Origin of the sequence: Couchioplanes caeruleus (assembly GCF_003751945.1) — a bacterium.
Taxonomy (GTDB): Bacteria; Actinomycetota; Actinomycetes; order Mycobacteriales; family Micromonosporaceae; genus Actinoplanes; species Actinoplanes caeruleus.
In genome coordinates, this window is sequence record NZ_RJKL01000001.1 from 3,895,774 (window position 1) to 3,910,468 (window position 14,695).

At 68.5% G+C, this 14,695-nt stretch carries 11 protein-coding genes and 1 pseudogene; 8 read left to right on the top strand and 4 right to left on the bottom strand.

Annotation, left to right across the window (positions count from 1 at the left end):
- The first annotated feature begins 60 nt into the window (after positions 1-60).
- On the top strand, positions 61-1,077 hold the full coding sequence (locus EDD30_RS17355; RefSeq protein WP_143162764.1) for a nucleoside triphosphate pyrophosphohydrolase: 1,017 nt from the start codon (positions 61-63) through the stop codon (positions 1,075-1,077).
- A 133-nt stretch (positions 1,078-1,210) separates the two neighbouring features.
- Positions 1,211-2,398, top strand: a complete 1,188-nt coding sequence (locus tag EDD30_RS17360; RefSeq protein WP_170047385.1) for an MFS transporter — start codon at positions 1,211-1,213, stop codon at positions 2,396-2,398.
- Here the strand turns inward: EDD30_RS17360 and EDD30_RS17365 are convergent.
- A complete protein-coding gene (locus EDD30_RS17365; protein WP_170047387.1) occupies positions 2,291-3,316 on the bottom strand; it encodes an MOSC domain-containing protein in 1,026 nt (341 codons plus the stop codon). The two genes, EDD30_RS17360 and EDD30_RS17365, sit on opposite strands and share 108 nt — an antisense overlap.
- 126 nt (positions 3,317-3,442) lie before the next feature.
- Between EDD30_RS17365 and EDD30_RS42040 the strand changes: the two genes are divergently transcribed.
- Both EDD30_RS42040 and EDD30_RS17375 read left to right on the top strand, forming a co-directional pair.
- Complete coding sequence (locus EDD30_RS42040; protein WP_425321269.1) at positions 3,443-3,802, top strand: Acb2/Tad1 domain-containing protein; 360 nt, start codon at positions 3,443-3,445, stop codon at positions 3,800-3,802.
- 459 nt (positions 3,803-4,261) lie between these two features.
- Entirely contained in the window at positions 4,262-5,398 is a 1,137-nt protein-coding gene (locus EDD30_RS17375; RefSeq protein ID WP_084557716.1) for an IS701 family transposase, read from the top strand.
- 446 nt (positions 5,399-5,844) lie between these two features.
- Here EDD30_RS17375 and EDD30_RS17380 read toward each other — a convergent pair whose 3' ends face one another.
- From EDD30_RS17380 to EDD30_RS17390, 3 genes are all read right to left on the bottom strand, one after another.
- Complete coding sequence (locus tag EDD30_RS17380) at positions 5,845-6,510, bottom strand: potassium channel family protein (RefSeq protein ID WP_071806535.1); 666 nt, start codon at positions 6,508-6,510, stop codon at positions 5,845-5,847.
- On the bottom strand, positions 6,503-8,074 hold the full coding sequence (locus EDD30_RS17385; RefSeq protein WP_244945289.1) for a TrkH family potassium uptake protein: 1,572 nt from the start codon (positions 8,072-8,074) through the stop codon (positions 6,503-6,505). Before EDD30_RS17385 ends, EDD30_RS17380 begins: the two co-directional genes overlap by 8 nt.
- A gap of 205 nt (positions 8,075-8,279) precedes the next feature.
- Positions 8,280-10,304, bottom strand: a complete 2,025-nt coding sequence (locus EDD30_RS17390; protein ID WP_211277848.1) for an APC family permease — start codon at positions 10,302-10,304, stop codon at positions 8,280-8,282.
- A 523-nt stretch (positions 10,305-10,827) separates the two neighbouring features.
- Between EDD30_RS17390 and EDD30_RS17395 the strand changes: the two are divergent.
- From EDD30_RS17395 to EDD30_RS17410, 4 genes and pseudogenes are all read left to right on the top strand, one after another.
- Positions 10,828-10,982: pseudogene (locus tag EDD30_RS17395) on the top strand (response regulator); the annotation flags it as partial.
- Positions 10,983-11,846: 864 nt separating this feature from the next.
- Positions 11,847-12,596, top strand: coding sequence for a GAF and ANTAR domain-containing protein (locus EDD30_RS17400; RefSeq protein ID WP_071806537.1), 750 nt, complete (start codon positions 11,847-11,849; stop codon positions 12,594-12,596).
- 2 nt (positions 12,597-12,598) lie between these two features.
- Positions 12,599-13,738: an ATP-binding protein gene (locus EDD30_RS17405; RefSeq protein WP_071806533.1), complete on the top strand. Its 1,140-nt coding sequence runs from the start codon at positions 12,599-12,601 to the stop codon at positions 13,736-13,738.
- Positions 13,739-13,846: 108 nt separating this feature from the next.
- Positions 13,847-14,590: a GAF and ANTAR domain-containing protein gene (locus EDD30_RS17410; protein ID WP_071806532.1), complete on the top strand. Its 744-nt coding sequence runs from the start codon at positions 13,847-13,849 to the stop codon at positions 14,588-14,590.
- Positions 14,591-14,695 lie beyond the last annotated feature (105 nt).

The window sequence follows — 14,695 nt, forward strand, 5'->3', positions numbered from 1 at the left end:
CGGAAGGCTGCCGTACGGCCCGAAAGCAAGCCACCACAACTTCCACGGAGAGCTGAACAAGTGAGTGAGAATCCGGCGTCATTGCGTGCTCCCGGCCTCAGCCTGCTGCACACATCCGCACGGCTACCGGCAGACCTCCTGACGCGAGAAGCCTGGGCCAGCCTGGCCGCGGCGGACGTGGTGCAGGCTCGCCGTCCGGGTGAGCCGGTGGTGAGTGCCGTGATCGCGGCAGGCCTGCACGTCGAGGTACAGGACGTCGCGATGCCGGCCGAAGGTTTGGCCGGCACGCTCCTGGATCTGGCATCGGAGCGGGCGGTGATCTGGTTGGTCTCCAGGGATGGTGACCCGGACCTGACCAAGGCGCTCGCGGATGAGTCGACTCGGCGGGCTCAGGCACCATCGGTGCGCAGCATCCGGGGTTCCTGGGACCCGGCCGGGGCCGGATTCCTCGACCTGGTGTGGGCCATGGACCGCTTGCGTTCTCCCGGAGGATGCCCTTGGGACGGCGCGCAGACCCAGCGCAGTCTGGTGCCGTATCTGATCGAGGAGACGTACGAGGCGGTCGAGGCGCTGGAGACCGACGCCCGCGACGACATCGTCGAAGAACTGGGCGACGTCCTCATGCAGGTCGTCTTCCTGGCCAGAATCGGTGCGGAGCGAGCCGACGATCCATTCGATATCGACGATGTCTGTGCTGCTATCGTCACGAAGCTCGTGGGACGGCAGCCAGGTGTCTTCAAGAACGACGAAGCACGCCGTTCCGGCGACCCGGTACAGGGTTGGGAAAGCGCGAAGGCGGCAGAGAAGCCCGCTCGGTCGTCCCCATTGGACGGCATACCGGCTGCGATGCCGACACTGGAGCGGGCGGTCAAGATACTCGACCGGCTGCGTCGGGCGGAAGCGGATGCCGATCTCGCTGAGTTGTTAGCCACGCCGATCGGCGCGAGCGGAACCCCGACGATCGGCAATCGGCTTCTGGCCGAGGTCTACAAGGCGCGTGAGGTGGGCGTGGATCCGGCGTCCGAGTTGCGGGACGCGCTCCGGCATCTGGAGAGGCGCGTCGTGTCTGGACGGTGACCGCGTCCCGGGAACGCATCCGGGCAACGACTGCACCGCGCGATACGAATCGACCGTGGCTCTGGGCTGGATCCGGACCACAGCACAAGAGGAAGGCTTTCGGATGAGGACGCAGAGGTCGGCGACAGCCCGCATGCCGCTGGCGGTTTATACCCTGACTCTCGGGATCTTCTGCATCGGTACCTCGGAGTTCATGTTCGTCGGCCTACTCCCCCAGTTGGCGTCCTCCCTTCAGGTTTCCATCTCCGCGGCGGGCTATCTGGTCAGCCTCTTCGCCATCGGAATGGTGATCGGTTCGCCGTTGATGGCCGTGGTCACGCTCAAGATTCCTCGCAAGAGGACGCTCCTGGCGGCCTGCGCAGTCTTCGCTGCGGCTCACGCCGCGGTGTTGTTCATCGACAACTATCCCGCGATCGTTGCGCTGCGCATCATCGCCGCCCTCGCTTGCGCGACGTACTGGGCGATCGGTGCGGTACTTGCGGTCGAGAATGCCCCGGCCGGCCGCACAGCCGAGGCGCTTGCCATGCTCATCGGCGGGCTCACCCTTGCCAACGTCATCGGTGTACCGATCGGCACCTGGATCGGCGGCCCGCTGGGCTGGCGGGCGTCCTTCTTCGCCGTGGCCGCATGTACGGTCGTCTGCGCGCTGGCGATCAAAGTGCTGGTCGTGGACGAGGCGCCGAAGAATGACGTACCGCTCAAAAGCCTTGTCAAGACCGAAAGCGCGGCTTTCAAGAATCCTGCAGTCTGGCTCGCCCTCGCCACCACTGCGTTGTCGCAGGCCGGGATCTTCTGCGCGTTCACCTACCTGGTCCCCGTGCTTCTGGAGGTCTCCGGCATCCCGGAATCGCTGATCCCCGCCGTGCTTCTCGCATTCGGGCTCGGGTCGTTGCTCGGCGTCATGGTGGGCGGCCGGTTAGCCGACAACGACCCGAAGGCCACGCTGCTGGGCGGGCTCACCTGCCTCGCCGTGGTCGTTCTGCTGCTCATCCTCGTCGCGAGGCAGCCGGTTGGTGAGGCGGTCGCGGTGTTCGCGTTCGGCGCGGCGGCGTTCTCGATCGGAGGTGCGCTGAACGCCCGGGTCTTCCACCTCGCTTCGGGAGCCCCGACCTTGGCCGCGGCCGTGAACGTCTCGGCGTTCAACATCGGGAACACGCTGGGGCCGGCACTCGGCGGTGCGCTGCTCAGTCGCGGCTGGGGCTGGTCCGCTCCGCTATGGGCGGCCCTCGGACTGGTGATCGCCACCATCGGCGTCGCCTTGTGGGCCCACAAGGCCGCGGATTCGAGAACCCTGGCTGCCAAGGCTGACCGTACGGGGTGAAGATCCAGCCGGCCGCTCGGGAACGACCTCGTCGTCGAGGCGGATGAACCCCGTGTTCTCCGGAACCAGCCAGACGCCGAAATGGACCTTCCTGCCGCGGTTGCGGTAGCGGGCAAGGGTACGGATCGGTTCCTTGCCACGGGCGAGCGTGTCCGGATCGACCAGAGTGACCGCGCAGCGGTAGCAGGGAGCCGATACGCGAAAGCTTACGGTGCCCACAGTGACCCTGTCCCAGTGGTCTTCGACGAACGGCTCGAAGCCGGCTACGACGATGTTGGGCCGGAATCGCATCACGTCAAGCCGCGCGGGTGTCGAACCCGAACCGGCTTCCTGCGGTGCGCCGGCCGCGATCCACCGATCGAGTTGGTCCAAGGACTCGGCAGAGGTCAGCAGCAGGGGAGCGGCGTGAGCCAGGCTGACGATGTCACCGTCGCGGCCACCGTCCTCGGCCACCATGGGTTTGCGAGAAGGATCGTCCTGCCACACCACCTTGGCGGGACGCCCGAGAGTATCGGCTAGCCAATCGTCGACGGCCGGGTCGGTGACCACGGCAACGTCCAGGCCCTCGGAACCGGCCTCGATGCGCGAGGCGTTCGGTCCCAGCGGCGGCACCCGGACCGGCGATCTTGCCGGCGCGGCCAGCACCAGCCCGCCGTCGGCCTGGACGTGTGGGGTGATCGTCATGATCGCGGGACAGCCGACCACACCGAGCAGGCGGTGCTGGTCGTCGACGATTGCCCACCGCCGATCGCCGGCGAGCCCCCAGGGCTCGACCGCCGCCGCCGACAAGGCCGATCCCCGCGCCGCCTTCACCGGATAGGTCAGAATCCGGTCCAGTCGTCCTGCCATGGAACCACCTTCTCCCCCTACCAGGGGCTGATCATGGCCTAGGCGCGTGGCCGCATTCAAGCTCAGCATGGTGATGACCCGAACGCGATTTGTCAGGGGCGATGCGCGCTCGCATAGACAAACGCGAGGCACTGACCGGCATTTCGACTGGTCAGGGCCTCGCACCCGGAGCACTGTGGGCACACCTGACGGCGGATGATCGGTCCCTTCCACCCCGGTACACCAGGAACCGTCCATGCGCATCCCGACAGACGCTGGTCGCGATGCGGTGGAGCCAACCACTGCGGACGGTCTCGGCCCGATCGACGACGCCAAGTACCCGATCCTGATCGTCCACGCGCTCAACCAGTTCGATCACAGCGCACACGATCGCAGGACCCACTGTCTCCCCGTAGGCGCGGGCCCGGGGAGCACCAGGCGGCGCGCGAGTCCTGCGGATGCCTCGCCGACGTGCTCGACGACCTCTTGCCTGACGGCTGCGAGAAGGCTGTCGCGCTGACGAAGGTCGAAGAGGTGATGTGCCGAGCAAACGCTGCCGCCGCGCGGCAGTCCTAGCGCGGATCTTGGCAATCACGCGCTTGCACAGTTCCTTGAGCAGGTCGTAGGCGACATTGCCGAGCACGCCGCCCAAGAGGGCGAGCCCGACCCAGGTCGCGACCGCGCTACTCAATCTTCGGCATGAAGAAATCCTTCCGCAGACTCCGCGGTTCGAAGTCGTTGAAAAACGTCCCTGTGTCAGGGCCGCTCATCACCGGCTTCGCATCTCATGGGCCTCCGTCCACAAGGGTAAGCCCGATGCACAAGAAGCCACGCCCGAAAGGACGATCGATGGCGTCGCGGCACGATGCACGCACCGAAGCCCGATGAGCAGCGCCGCCACTGGCCGCGTCTTACCCGCGAGGATGGGTCATAGGTAGCGCCCGGGTGGCTCTCCGACCACTTCGAGACGCGCCCTAGTACTGCAACGGCACTCAGCAGGCGAAACGAGTTCATGATCGGGTCGTTGGTCATGGTGTGACGAATGTCGATGTTGCGGTGTGGTCGGCGGAATTGGATCGGTTGCATGCCCGGATCGCGGGCCGGTTCACGCGTGCGGAGCCGCGGCGGCGGGCCCGGCAGTACCTGTGCGGGCTGGTCGCGGGCCTGGATCGGACCAATGGTTGGACCCTGGCGGAGCAGGCCGGCGATGTGTCGCCGGACGGAATGCAACGCCTGTTGCGGTGGGCGGACTGGGACGTCGACACAGTCCGTGACGACGTGCGGGACTACGTGGTCGAGCACCTCGGCGACCCGCAGAGTGTACTGATCATTGACGACACCGGCTTTCTGAAGAAGGGCGTGAAGTCCGCCGGCGTGGCCCGTCAGTACTCGGGAACGGCCGGCAGGGTCGAGAACTGCCAGGTCGGGGTGTTCCTGGCTTACCGCTCGTGCAAGGGTCACGCGTTGATCGACCGGCAGTTGTATCTGCCGCAGGCCTGGACCGACGACCGTGAACGCTGTCGGGCTGCGGGGATCCCGGACGAGGTCGGCTTCGCCACCAAGGTCGAGATGGCCCGCACCATGCTCGGCCGGGCGTTCGCCGCGGGGATCGCACCCGGGTGGGTGACGATGGACGAGGCCTACGGGCAGTCGAAGTCGCTGCGGGTGTGGATGGAAGAGCACGACCAGGCGCATGTGGTCGCCACCCGCCGCAACGATGACGTGGTCACCACCAGCATGGGCTTCGCCCGCGTCGACAACCTGATCGCCGCGCTGCCGGGCCGGGCCTGGTCGAGGATCTCGGCCGGGCCCGGCGCTCACGGACCCCGCGAATACCACTGGGCGCGGACGCCGATCCGGGTGTTCTGGCGGCCGGGTCGCGGGCACTGGCTGCTCGCTCGCCGCAACATCAGCACGGGCGAGCTGGCCTACTACGTCTGCTACGGACCTCGCCAGACCCGGCTGATGGACCTGGCCCGCGTAGCCGGCAGCCGCTGGGCCGTGGAGGAATGCTTCCAGCAAGCCAAAAACGGTGCCGGTCTCGACGAGTATCAGGTCCGTGACTGGCGGGCCTGGTATGCCCACATCACCTTGTCGATGGCCGCGCACGCTTGGCTCGTCGTCGCGAAAACCCTTACCGCAAAGGGGGAACCTGCACCGGCGAGCACATGATGATCGGTTTCACCGTACCCGAGATCAGGCGCCTGATCGCCGCACTGGTCGTCCGCTCCCACCAGCACAGACACCACGTCTGGTGGTGGTCACGATGGCGCCGCACACGCCAATACCAGGCACGGCTATGCCACTACCGACGACGCGGCTATCCACTCACCTAACTGCCGTTGCAGTACTAGTCGTCACGAATGATCGCTGACCCTGCGCAGACGCGGCTGCCCACTGATCAAGGTTGCCGCCAATCGTCAGCGGTCGGCATGAGTTTTCGGGGGTGAACGGGCGGCATGGGGCGAACGATCGGGTTACCGCCACGGCGAACCGCAATCCGGCCAGGCCCCGTCGTAGCTATTGGCAATACCCTGATGAGGCCTGGCGTTGCAACGCGGTCAGCGCCGCCGGGCGTGACCGGGCGGCGCTGTCCGCGCGGGACGGACGTATGTTGTTCAGTCCAGGTTGGCGAATGCTTCGACGTGTCGGGTCTTGCCCGCGACGATGAGGATGTCACCGGCGTAGACGGTGGTGTCGGCGGTGGTGTAGGTGAATTCCTCGCCCGGGCGTTTGATCGACACGACCGTCACGCCGTACTTCGCGCGGAGCGCCGCGTCCGCGAGCGTCCGATCGGTGACCTGTTTCGGCGCGCGGGTCTTGACCAGGGCGTAGTCGTCCTCGAACTCCATGAAGTCCAGGACATGCCCGGTGACCAGGTGCGCGACGCGCTCGCCCATTTCGTGCTCGGGCAGCACCACATGATGCGCGCCGACGCGGCGCAGAATGGTGGCGTGCTGCCGGCTGATCGCCTTGGCCCAGATGTTCGGAATGCCAAAGTCGACGAGCAGCGAGGTGGTCATGACGCTGACCTCGATGAAGGTGCCGACCGCGACCACCGCATGGGTCATCTCGTGCACGCCGAGCTGACGTAACGCTTCCTCATCGGTCGTGTTCACGACCGCCGTGTGGGTCAGCTGGTCGGCGTAGGTCTGTACCATCTGCGGGTCCGAGTCGACGCCGACCACCTCCCAGTCCTGGCGCATCAACTCCAGGGCCAGAGAACTGCCGAAGCGACCCAGGCCGAGCACCGCGATGCGGTTGTCGTTCGGTTTCTTAGCCAACGATGGGTCGCTCCTCCGGTAGTTCGTAGCGGCGGGTGCGCTCCCGCAACGCCAGCGCTGTGGCCGCGGTAACCGGCCCGAGCCGGCCGATGAACATCAGCAAGATCAGGATGACATGCCCGGCGGTGCCGACCTGGGCGGTAATGCCGGTAGACATGCCGACGGTGGCGAACGCCGAGGTTACCTCGAACAGCACCTGATCGAGGGTGAACGGCGTCAACACCAGCAGGGCCATGGTGGCGGAGACCACGGCCGCGACGCTGAGCAGGGCGATGGTCAACGCCTGCCGTTGCACCCCGGCCGGCAACCGCCGACCCAGGGCGTGCACGCTCGGCTCACCCCGGATCTCGGCGAGGATGACGAATCCCAGCAGGGCGAACGTGGTGACCTTGATGCCGCCGGCGGTGCCGGCGCTACCGGCGCCGATGAACATCAACGCGTCGTTGATCAACAGGGTGCCGTCGTGGAGCTGGGCCAGGTCGACGCTGTTGAACCCGGCCGTACGCGGCATCACCGCCGTGACGAATCCGGCCAGCAGCTTGCCCCAGACGCCCAGCGGCCCCAGCGTGGCGGGGTTCGTCCACTCGCCGGCTGTGATCGCCACCCACCCGCCGAGGAGCAGGGTCACCGTCATCCCGATGGTGATCTTGGTGTGGACCGACCACTTGCGCGGCGTGCGGAGTTCACGGCGCAGCTCGAAGATGACGGGGAAGCCGAGTCCGCCGATGATGATGGCCGCGCAGATCGGCAGGCAGATCAGTGGATCGTTCACGAACTGCATCAGCGAGTCGCGGTAGAGCCCGAATCCGGCGTTGTTGAACGCCGAGATCGAGTGGAACACCCCCAGATAGATCGCCCTGCTCGCGTGGTGGCCGTAGCCGTCCGCGAACCTCCACGCCAACATTGCGGCGACGGTGACCTCGACCATCACGCTGATCCGCAGCACTCCCAGCACGACCCGGCGAACCCCACCGACTCCCATCGTCTTGGTCTCGGCTTGCGTGCCCAGCTGTAGCCGCATGCGTAGCCGCCGTGCGACCAACAGGCCCAGCAGCGATGCCAACGTCATGATTCCGAACCCGCCGATCTGGATCAGGCCGAGGATCGCCACCTCGCCGAATCCGGACCAGTACGAGCCGGTGTCCTCGATGACCAGACCGGTCACACAGACCGCCGACGTGGCAGTGAACAACGCCGTCAACACCGGGGCACGCTGGCCGGACTCGGTGGCGATCGGCAGGGAAAGCAGTCCCGTGCCCAGCAGCACCGCCGCGCCGAAGCCCACCACCACCAGCCGCGCCGGATGCCGCACCACCTGCGACACCGCCGCTGCTACCGCCACCGGCGGCCGCCACCGCCGCACCCCCGCCCACGCAGCGACGACCTGGCGGCGCAGGTAGGGCACCGCGCGATCTCGGATCCACCGCCACGGCGACGGCTTGGCCGAGGGCCTCGCTCGACTCACCGGACTCCACCCCAACAGGGCGACGCCGGCGACCCAGGCAAGCAGCATGCCCATTACCAGCACCAGTGCCAACAGCGTCTGCTCCACAGTCGAACCCATCAGCAGTTGATCCTTGTCCTTCCCGCGCTGCGGCGGGACCTCGTGTCGTCAACATCGGCCGGTGAACCGTGGGCCGGGTGCCGCCTGAGGCGGTCACGGTGAAGTCGTACACGCAGCCGCGGCTGGGGCTGGTGCCCGACGAGTGTCGGCGGCGCCCGGCGGCGGTTCTCAGGAACCGTCACGCCGTGTTGCACCGGGAGCGCGGTCAGGAGCCGACGTGGATGCCTGGGCGGCAGTGCGGGTCGGGTTCGTGTCTGCGGATGATTTCTCTGGTGACGGGTGCGGTGTCGCCGCGGCCGAGGAGGAAGTAGCGGATCATGTGGACGAGAGGGCTGCCTTCGGCCCAGGCGAAGTAGCAGTGCGGCCGGACTCCGGTGGTGTCGCGCAGGGCGAGCAGGATCGCGGCGATGGCGTTCGGTGCCGCGGGCGCCTCGGCGCGCAGCACCCGATGTCCGTCGACCTCGATTCCGCGCACGGCGAGGGTGTTGCTGAACTCGGACGGATCGACGACGTCGATCTCAAGAAAGATGACGTCGGCGGGGCCGGGCACGGGGTTGTCGCCGCGCTGTTCGCGCTCCTTGAGCCGGTACTCGGTGGCGTCGCCGGCCTGGCGGCGGTTGGCGATGAGGTTGATCTCCCCGTCGTGGGCGATCGTGTCGGTGACGAATCGGCGCGCGGCGTCGTCGAGCTCGATGTGGTCGGCGCGGAGCTCGGTGGTGCGCGCCACGCGGGAGATCAGCGAGACGGTGATGATCCCGGCGATGAACATGCCGGAGATGGAGATGCCGTCCGGCTTCTTGATGATGTTCTCGACCAGGGCGTACAGCAGCACCGCGGTGAGCAGCCCGAAACCGACCACGGCGATGCGGCGCCGGTGGCGGTGCGCCCAGATGGTGACGGCGAAGGCGCCGGAGACCATCATGGCCAGGATGCCGGTGGCGTACGCGCCGGCCTGGGCGTTGACGTCGGCGCCGAACGCGACCGTGATGATCACGCTGATCGCCGTGTAGACCAGCACGACCGGTCGTACGGCCCGGCCCCATTCCGGCGCCATGCCGTAGCTGGGTAGGTAGCGGGGCACGATGTTGATCAGACCGGCCATGGCGGAGGCGCCGGCGAACCACAGGATCAGGATGGTGGAGATGTCGTAAGCGGTGCCGATCGCCTCGCCGAGATGCTCGTGCGCCAGCCAGGCCAGGGCCCGACCGTTGGCCTCACCGCCCGGCGCGAACTCCTCCGCCGGGATGAGCAGGGTGGTGACGAAACTGGCCGACAGCAGGTATCCGCTCATGATGACCGCGGCGGCGGTCAGCAGCTTGTGACTGTTGCGAATGCGGGCGCGCAGCCGCTGCTCGGCGGTGGCGCCGTCGGCGGCGACCAGCGGCATCATGCTCACCCCGGTCTCGAAGCCGGACAGACCGAGTACCAGCAGCGGGAACGCCAACACCGCCGGTCCGAGCAGGCCGCCGATACCGCCGCCGCCGCCGACCTGGCCCAGCGCGTCGACCCACGTCGCCCACGCCCCCGGCGTGGTGATCACTTCGGCGACGCCGACACCGATGATCACGGTGTTGAGGCCGAGGAAGACCGCCACGAGGGGGATGGCGACGCTGACCGCCTCGCTGAAGCCGAGCAGGAACACGCCGCCCAGGACCAGCAGCAGCACCACCGTGAGGGCGACCTCGTGGCCGTGCAGGAAGCCCGGCAGGTAGGGGTTCTCCACCACGTGCACGCCGGCGTCGGCGGCGGACAGGGTGATCGTGATGATCCAGGAGGTGGCGACGAAGCCGAGCAGGACCAGCACGAACAGCTTGCCCCGCCAGAACGGCAGCAGCTTCTCCAGCATCGCCACCGATCCGGCGCCGTGCGGGCTCTCCCGGGCCACCCGCCGGTACATGGGCAGCACCCCGAACAGGGTCAACGCGACGATCAGCAGCGTCGCCAATGGCGACACCGCGCCGGCCGCGGCGACGGCGATCGCCGGTACGTAGGCCAGGCTGGAGAAGTAGTCCACCCCGGTCAGGCACATGACCTTCCACCAGGCGTGGTGCTCGCCGTGCGCCTCCGCGGCGGCCGGCCCGACCGGCTGCACCCGGTGGCGCAGCAGCCACCCGGTCAGCCTCCGGGTGGGAAGCGGTGCCCGGGCCGCAGAGTCCACCACCGCGGGCACGACGAAATCGTCAGCCGCCCGCACCGTGTCGGTGTTCCCGCCGGCGTGCTCGGCGTCCATCAAGATCTTCCCGTCCCCGTCCGTCATGCCGACGGTGCTCGTGCCACGGCCGCGTGGCTACCGCGCTGCCAGCCCTGCCAGGCCGGGACAATTCTCGGCGCCTTGGCGCCTTTCCGCCCAAGCGTTGGGCGTAGAAATCGCGTGAAAATCCAGGCCACCCGCTAGGTACTGCGTATCGGGTGGTACCTGCAGGCCGACGCGGGACCGGCCAGCCGGGAGATCATCAAGGAACTGGCCGGGTGCTGGGCTCTTTCGGCGAGGCGGGCATGAACGTCCCGGAACTCAACATCGCCCTGGACCGGCGCACGCGGTCGGCGGGTGACCGTACCGTGAGTGCAAGGGACGCGGGCGGGCGGCAGACAGGAGGGCAATGTGATGCGTGGACAGCTGCGCCTGTACCTCGGCGCTGCTCCGGGTGTGGGCAAGACCTACTGCACCGCTGGATCGTCGGCGAGCCGGAGAACGTCCTAGCCCTGAGCTTGCCCGTCAGCGCACCCGCCGAGCACCTCCCCGGAGCCGCGACATGACCCGCATCCTCGTCGTCGACGACGAGCCCCAGATCCTGCGTGCCCTGCGGATCAACCTGCACGCCCGGCAGTACGGGGTCGTCACCGCCGCCGACGGCGCCGAAGCCTGCACGCCGCGGCCACCCACCACCCCGACCTCGTCGTGCTCGACCCCGACGGAGAGCGGACTTGCATGCGTGACGGCGGACCGCAGCCGATCATCTGTCGCGTAGGTGACAGTGCGTTTCCCTGCGCGGGTGCGGCGACCCGACCACCCACCTTCTCGCCCAGGGTGTCGCCCTCACCGTTCGTGGCGTCCACTGCCGCCTCGCTCGGCTGCTCGGACAGACTGAACCAACTCCGCGGTAGACGAGCAACCACCAACCCCGGACACAGCGATCATGGGCGGGATGACGCCGGCAGACGGCGGGCCGACGCCCCGTCGGGGACATGCCGAACCTGATCGCCCACAGGCGTTATCGGGGGGCGATTCAAACCGGCGCTGACCTGCGCAAACGTCGCGACCGAGTGATCTCCACTTGCCACCGCCGGTCAACCGTTGGCAGTGGTTTTCGGGGGTAAACGGGGGTTCCCCGGGCGGCGCATCGCCGCGCAACGAGCGGCGGTAAGCGCTGCCGATAAGCGATCTCGCCGCCCCCGGAGGCCATCGCGCAGGGGCCGGCTGCTATCCCGACGCCCGTCTGCGGCCCGCGCTCTGCCGAGGCACCGAACAGAGTGCTGCGCCTGGCGAGGCCCGCGACGACTTCCACGCCGTCCGCTCCCGTACGCAGCAGGTGCGGGTCACTCTTTCGGGAAGGTTGGTGTTGGGGTCGGCAGCGGTGAGCCGGGGTGGCGGAGGCTACCGGGGGTAAGGTGGGGGCAGATCTGCCATAGATGCGGGTGGTGCTGTTTCGGTGGGATGCCGGCTCTTGTGATGCCGGGTTCGAATTCGTGCGGTTGCCCCGGGCAGGGTCGGAGGTCTCCGTCATGGTGACCGATCGGTGTATGCACAACAGCCGGGCTGGCCGTGGTCGTGGTGGATAGCGATGGCCGACGGCCCCGGGTGGACCGGCTGGTGGCGGCCCACGGCCCGGACGTGGACGTGTTGTGTCGGGCGTGTGTCGCGCACTTCCCCGACATCCAGGGTGTGAGTGTGGCGGTGATGACCGGCACAGCGCAGCAGGTGCGCTATGCCAGTGACCTGGTCAGCGAGCGGGTGGAGAACCTGCAGCTGCTGCTCGGTGAGGGCCCGTGCCGGGATGCCTTCGACACGGGTGGCCCGGTGCTGGCCGAAGATCTACAGGCAGCGGCGTGGCGTGAGCGGTGGCCTGCGTTCGCCGGGGCGGCGCTGCAGGCCGGGGCGCGCGCGGTGTTCGCGCTGCCCTTGCGCGCCGGCACGCTGGGAGTCGGGGTGCTGGATCTGTACCGCGACAGCCCGGGCGCCCTGACCGGCCAGGAATTGGCGGACGCGTTGGACTTCGCCGACGCGGTCACCGATCTGCTGTTGGCCGAGGCCCTACCCAACGGTGACCGCAGTGGCGACTACGGCGGCGGTGGCGGGAGTTACCTGGCGCAGCGGGCGGTGGTGCACCAGGCCACCGGCATGGTCAGCGCCCAGCTCGAGGTGGGAGTCGAGGAAGCGTTCGCGCGGCTGCGCGCGTACGCGTTCGCCGCGGAGCGCGAGTTGGACGCGGTGGCAGCTGAGGTGGTGGCCCGTCGGCTGCGCTTCGATCAACTTGACGGTGAGCCGGGCCGCGGTGCCGGTGACAGAGATGGTGCGAGGTGAATATGTCGCGGGAGCAGGCGGTTGCCGAGGCGTTCCTGGAGTTGTCCGACACACTGGTCGCCGACATCGACGTGGTGGAGTTCGTGCGCCTGCTCACCGGGCGGTGCACGCAGCTGCTGGATGTGCATCTGGCCGGGGTGATGGTGGCCGACCAGCACGGGGTGCTGCGGTTGACGGCGGCGTCGTCGGAGTACGGCCGGCTGCTGGAGCTGTTCGAGATCGAAGTGGCACCGTGCGCGGACTGCTTCGCCACCGGCGAGCTGGTGGCCGTCCTGGACCTGGACCCGGACAGGGCCGGCGGGCGCTGGCCGCAGTTCGCCCGGCAGGCCCACGCCGCCGGATTCCGCTCGATGTACGCGCTACCGATGCGCCTGCGCGGCGAGGTCATCGGCGTGCTCGCGCTGCTCCGCGAGCAGGCCGGTGCGCTGAGTGGCGACGACATCCGGCTGGGGCAGGCGCTGGCCAACGTGACCACGGTCGGCCTGCTGCAGCATCGCACGCTGGCGCAACGGCGGGTCCTCGGCGAACAGCTGCGACACGTGTTGAACAGCAGAGTGCTCATCGAGCGCGCCAAGGGGCTCGTCGCCGAACGCCTGGACATCGACATCGACACCGCTCTGGACGAGCTGCTGCGGCACAGCGCACGCGTCGGCCAGCCGCTGGGCGAGATCGCCCACGCCGTCCTGGACGGCGATCCCGCCAACGAACGCGCCGATGTCGATACGATCACCGATCCGGTACTGCTGGTCCGGCGCTTCGACCGCGGCACCCTCGCCGCGCTTCGCGCCGTGGTGAGCCGCCGGCTGACCGCCGCCGGCCTGCCCGAACACGTGCGGTACAAGCTTGTGCTGGCCTTGCATGAAGCGGCCGTCAACGCCGTGGGCCACGGCGGCGGCTCCGGCCGGCTGTGGCTCTGGTCGCACGCCGGCAGCCTGTGGTGCGAGATCAGCGACGACGGCCCCGGCCTGCCGACGGACGTCACCGTGCCGGTTGTCGTGCCCGACGGCATCGGCAGCGGCAGCGGCCTCTGGCTCATCGAGCAAGCCGCCGATGATCTTGCCATCGCCACCGCCCCCACGGGTGGCGCCCGACTGCTGCTGCGCTACCAACTGTCGGCACCGGTGCCGCGCGAGCGCGGATAAGCGCTGTCCGGCCGGCAGACCGACGAGGTCTACCGCTACGTTCGCCTTGCGGCCAATCCACCGCGAGTGCGGGGCACCCGGTGCGGCCCGCGATGAGAAAGGCTAGCCATGCCGACTGCACAGCAGCCCGATACTCCCAACGGGTCGGCATCGGCCTCGCTGGCGGACACCCTCGTCGCGCTGGCCGCAACGGCCGACGACGCTTCGATCATCGATGCCCATCTGGCCCAGGTCGTCCGGCTGGCGGTCGACACGCTCGCCGCCGTCGACTATGCGTCGATCACGGCATGGCGCGGGCAGGGCTACACCACAGTGGCCGCCAGCAGCGACCTCGCACGGGCGGTCGACCAGGCGCAGTACGCCGACAAGGCCGGGCCCTGTCTCCATGCCCTGGAGGAAGCCGCACCGGTCGGGGTGTCCGACATCGCGGCGATCATGTCCTGGCCAGGCTTCTACCGTGCAGCGCACGGGCTGGGCCTGCACGCCTCACTGTCGATACCACTGTTCGCCGGCAGCGGCAAACCGATCGCCGTACTCAACCTCTACGGCCGCGACACCGCCACCATGGCCCCGCTGATCGCCGCCGTCCGCGCCGTCTACACCGGGCAGCCACCACCGGCCACCGACCGACCGGGCGGGATCGACGCCGGCGCTCAGCAACTCCTCACCGGTCTGACGCAGGCATTGACCGTGCGGGCCACCATCCAACAAGCCACCGGTGTGCTCATGGCCCGTGACAACCACAGCCCCGCCGAGGCCTACCGGCAACTACGGCTCCGGGCCGCTGAGACCGGCCTCTCGCTGACCGACACCGCGACCGCCCTGCTCGACGGCGTAGCCGGGCCCCACTGACTGACACCCAGAGGGGTGAAACGCCGGCGGTGAGCATGCCACGATTTCCGAACTGCTGAGGGCTATGCCCGCCGCCGGACAAGGCCGTCGGCACCGATCCGCAAG

Coding starts and splice junctions, on each gene's coding strand:
- EDD30_RS17360 (WP_170047385.1), top strand. CDS start 1,211: ATGCCGCTGGCGGTTTATACCCTGACTCTCGGGATCTTCTGCATCGGT.
- EDD30_RS17365 (WP_170047387.1), bottom strand. CDS start 3,316: ATGCTGAGCTTGAATGCGGCCACGCGCCTAGGCCATGATCAGCCCCTG.
- EDD30_RS42040 (WP_425321269.1), top strand. CDS start 3,443: ATGATCGGTCCCTTCCACCCCGGTACACCAGGAACCGTCCATGCGCAT.
- EDD30_RS17385 (WP_244945289.1), bottom strand. CDS start 8,074: ATGGGTTCGACTGTGGAGCAGACGCTGTTGGCACTGGTGCTGGTAATG.
- EDD30_RS17390 (WP_211277848.1), bottom strand. CDS start 10,304: ATGGACGCCGAGCACGCCGGCGGGAACACCGACACGGTGCGGGCGGCT.
- EDD30_RS17405 (WP_071806533.1), top strand. CDS start 12,599: ATGTCGCGGGAGCAGGCGGTTGCCGAGGCGTTCCTGGAGTTGTCCGAC.
- EDD30_RS17410 (WP_071806532.1), top strand. CDS start 13,847: ATGCCGACTGCACAGCAGCCCGATACTCCCAACGGGTCGGCATCGGCC.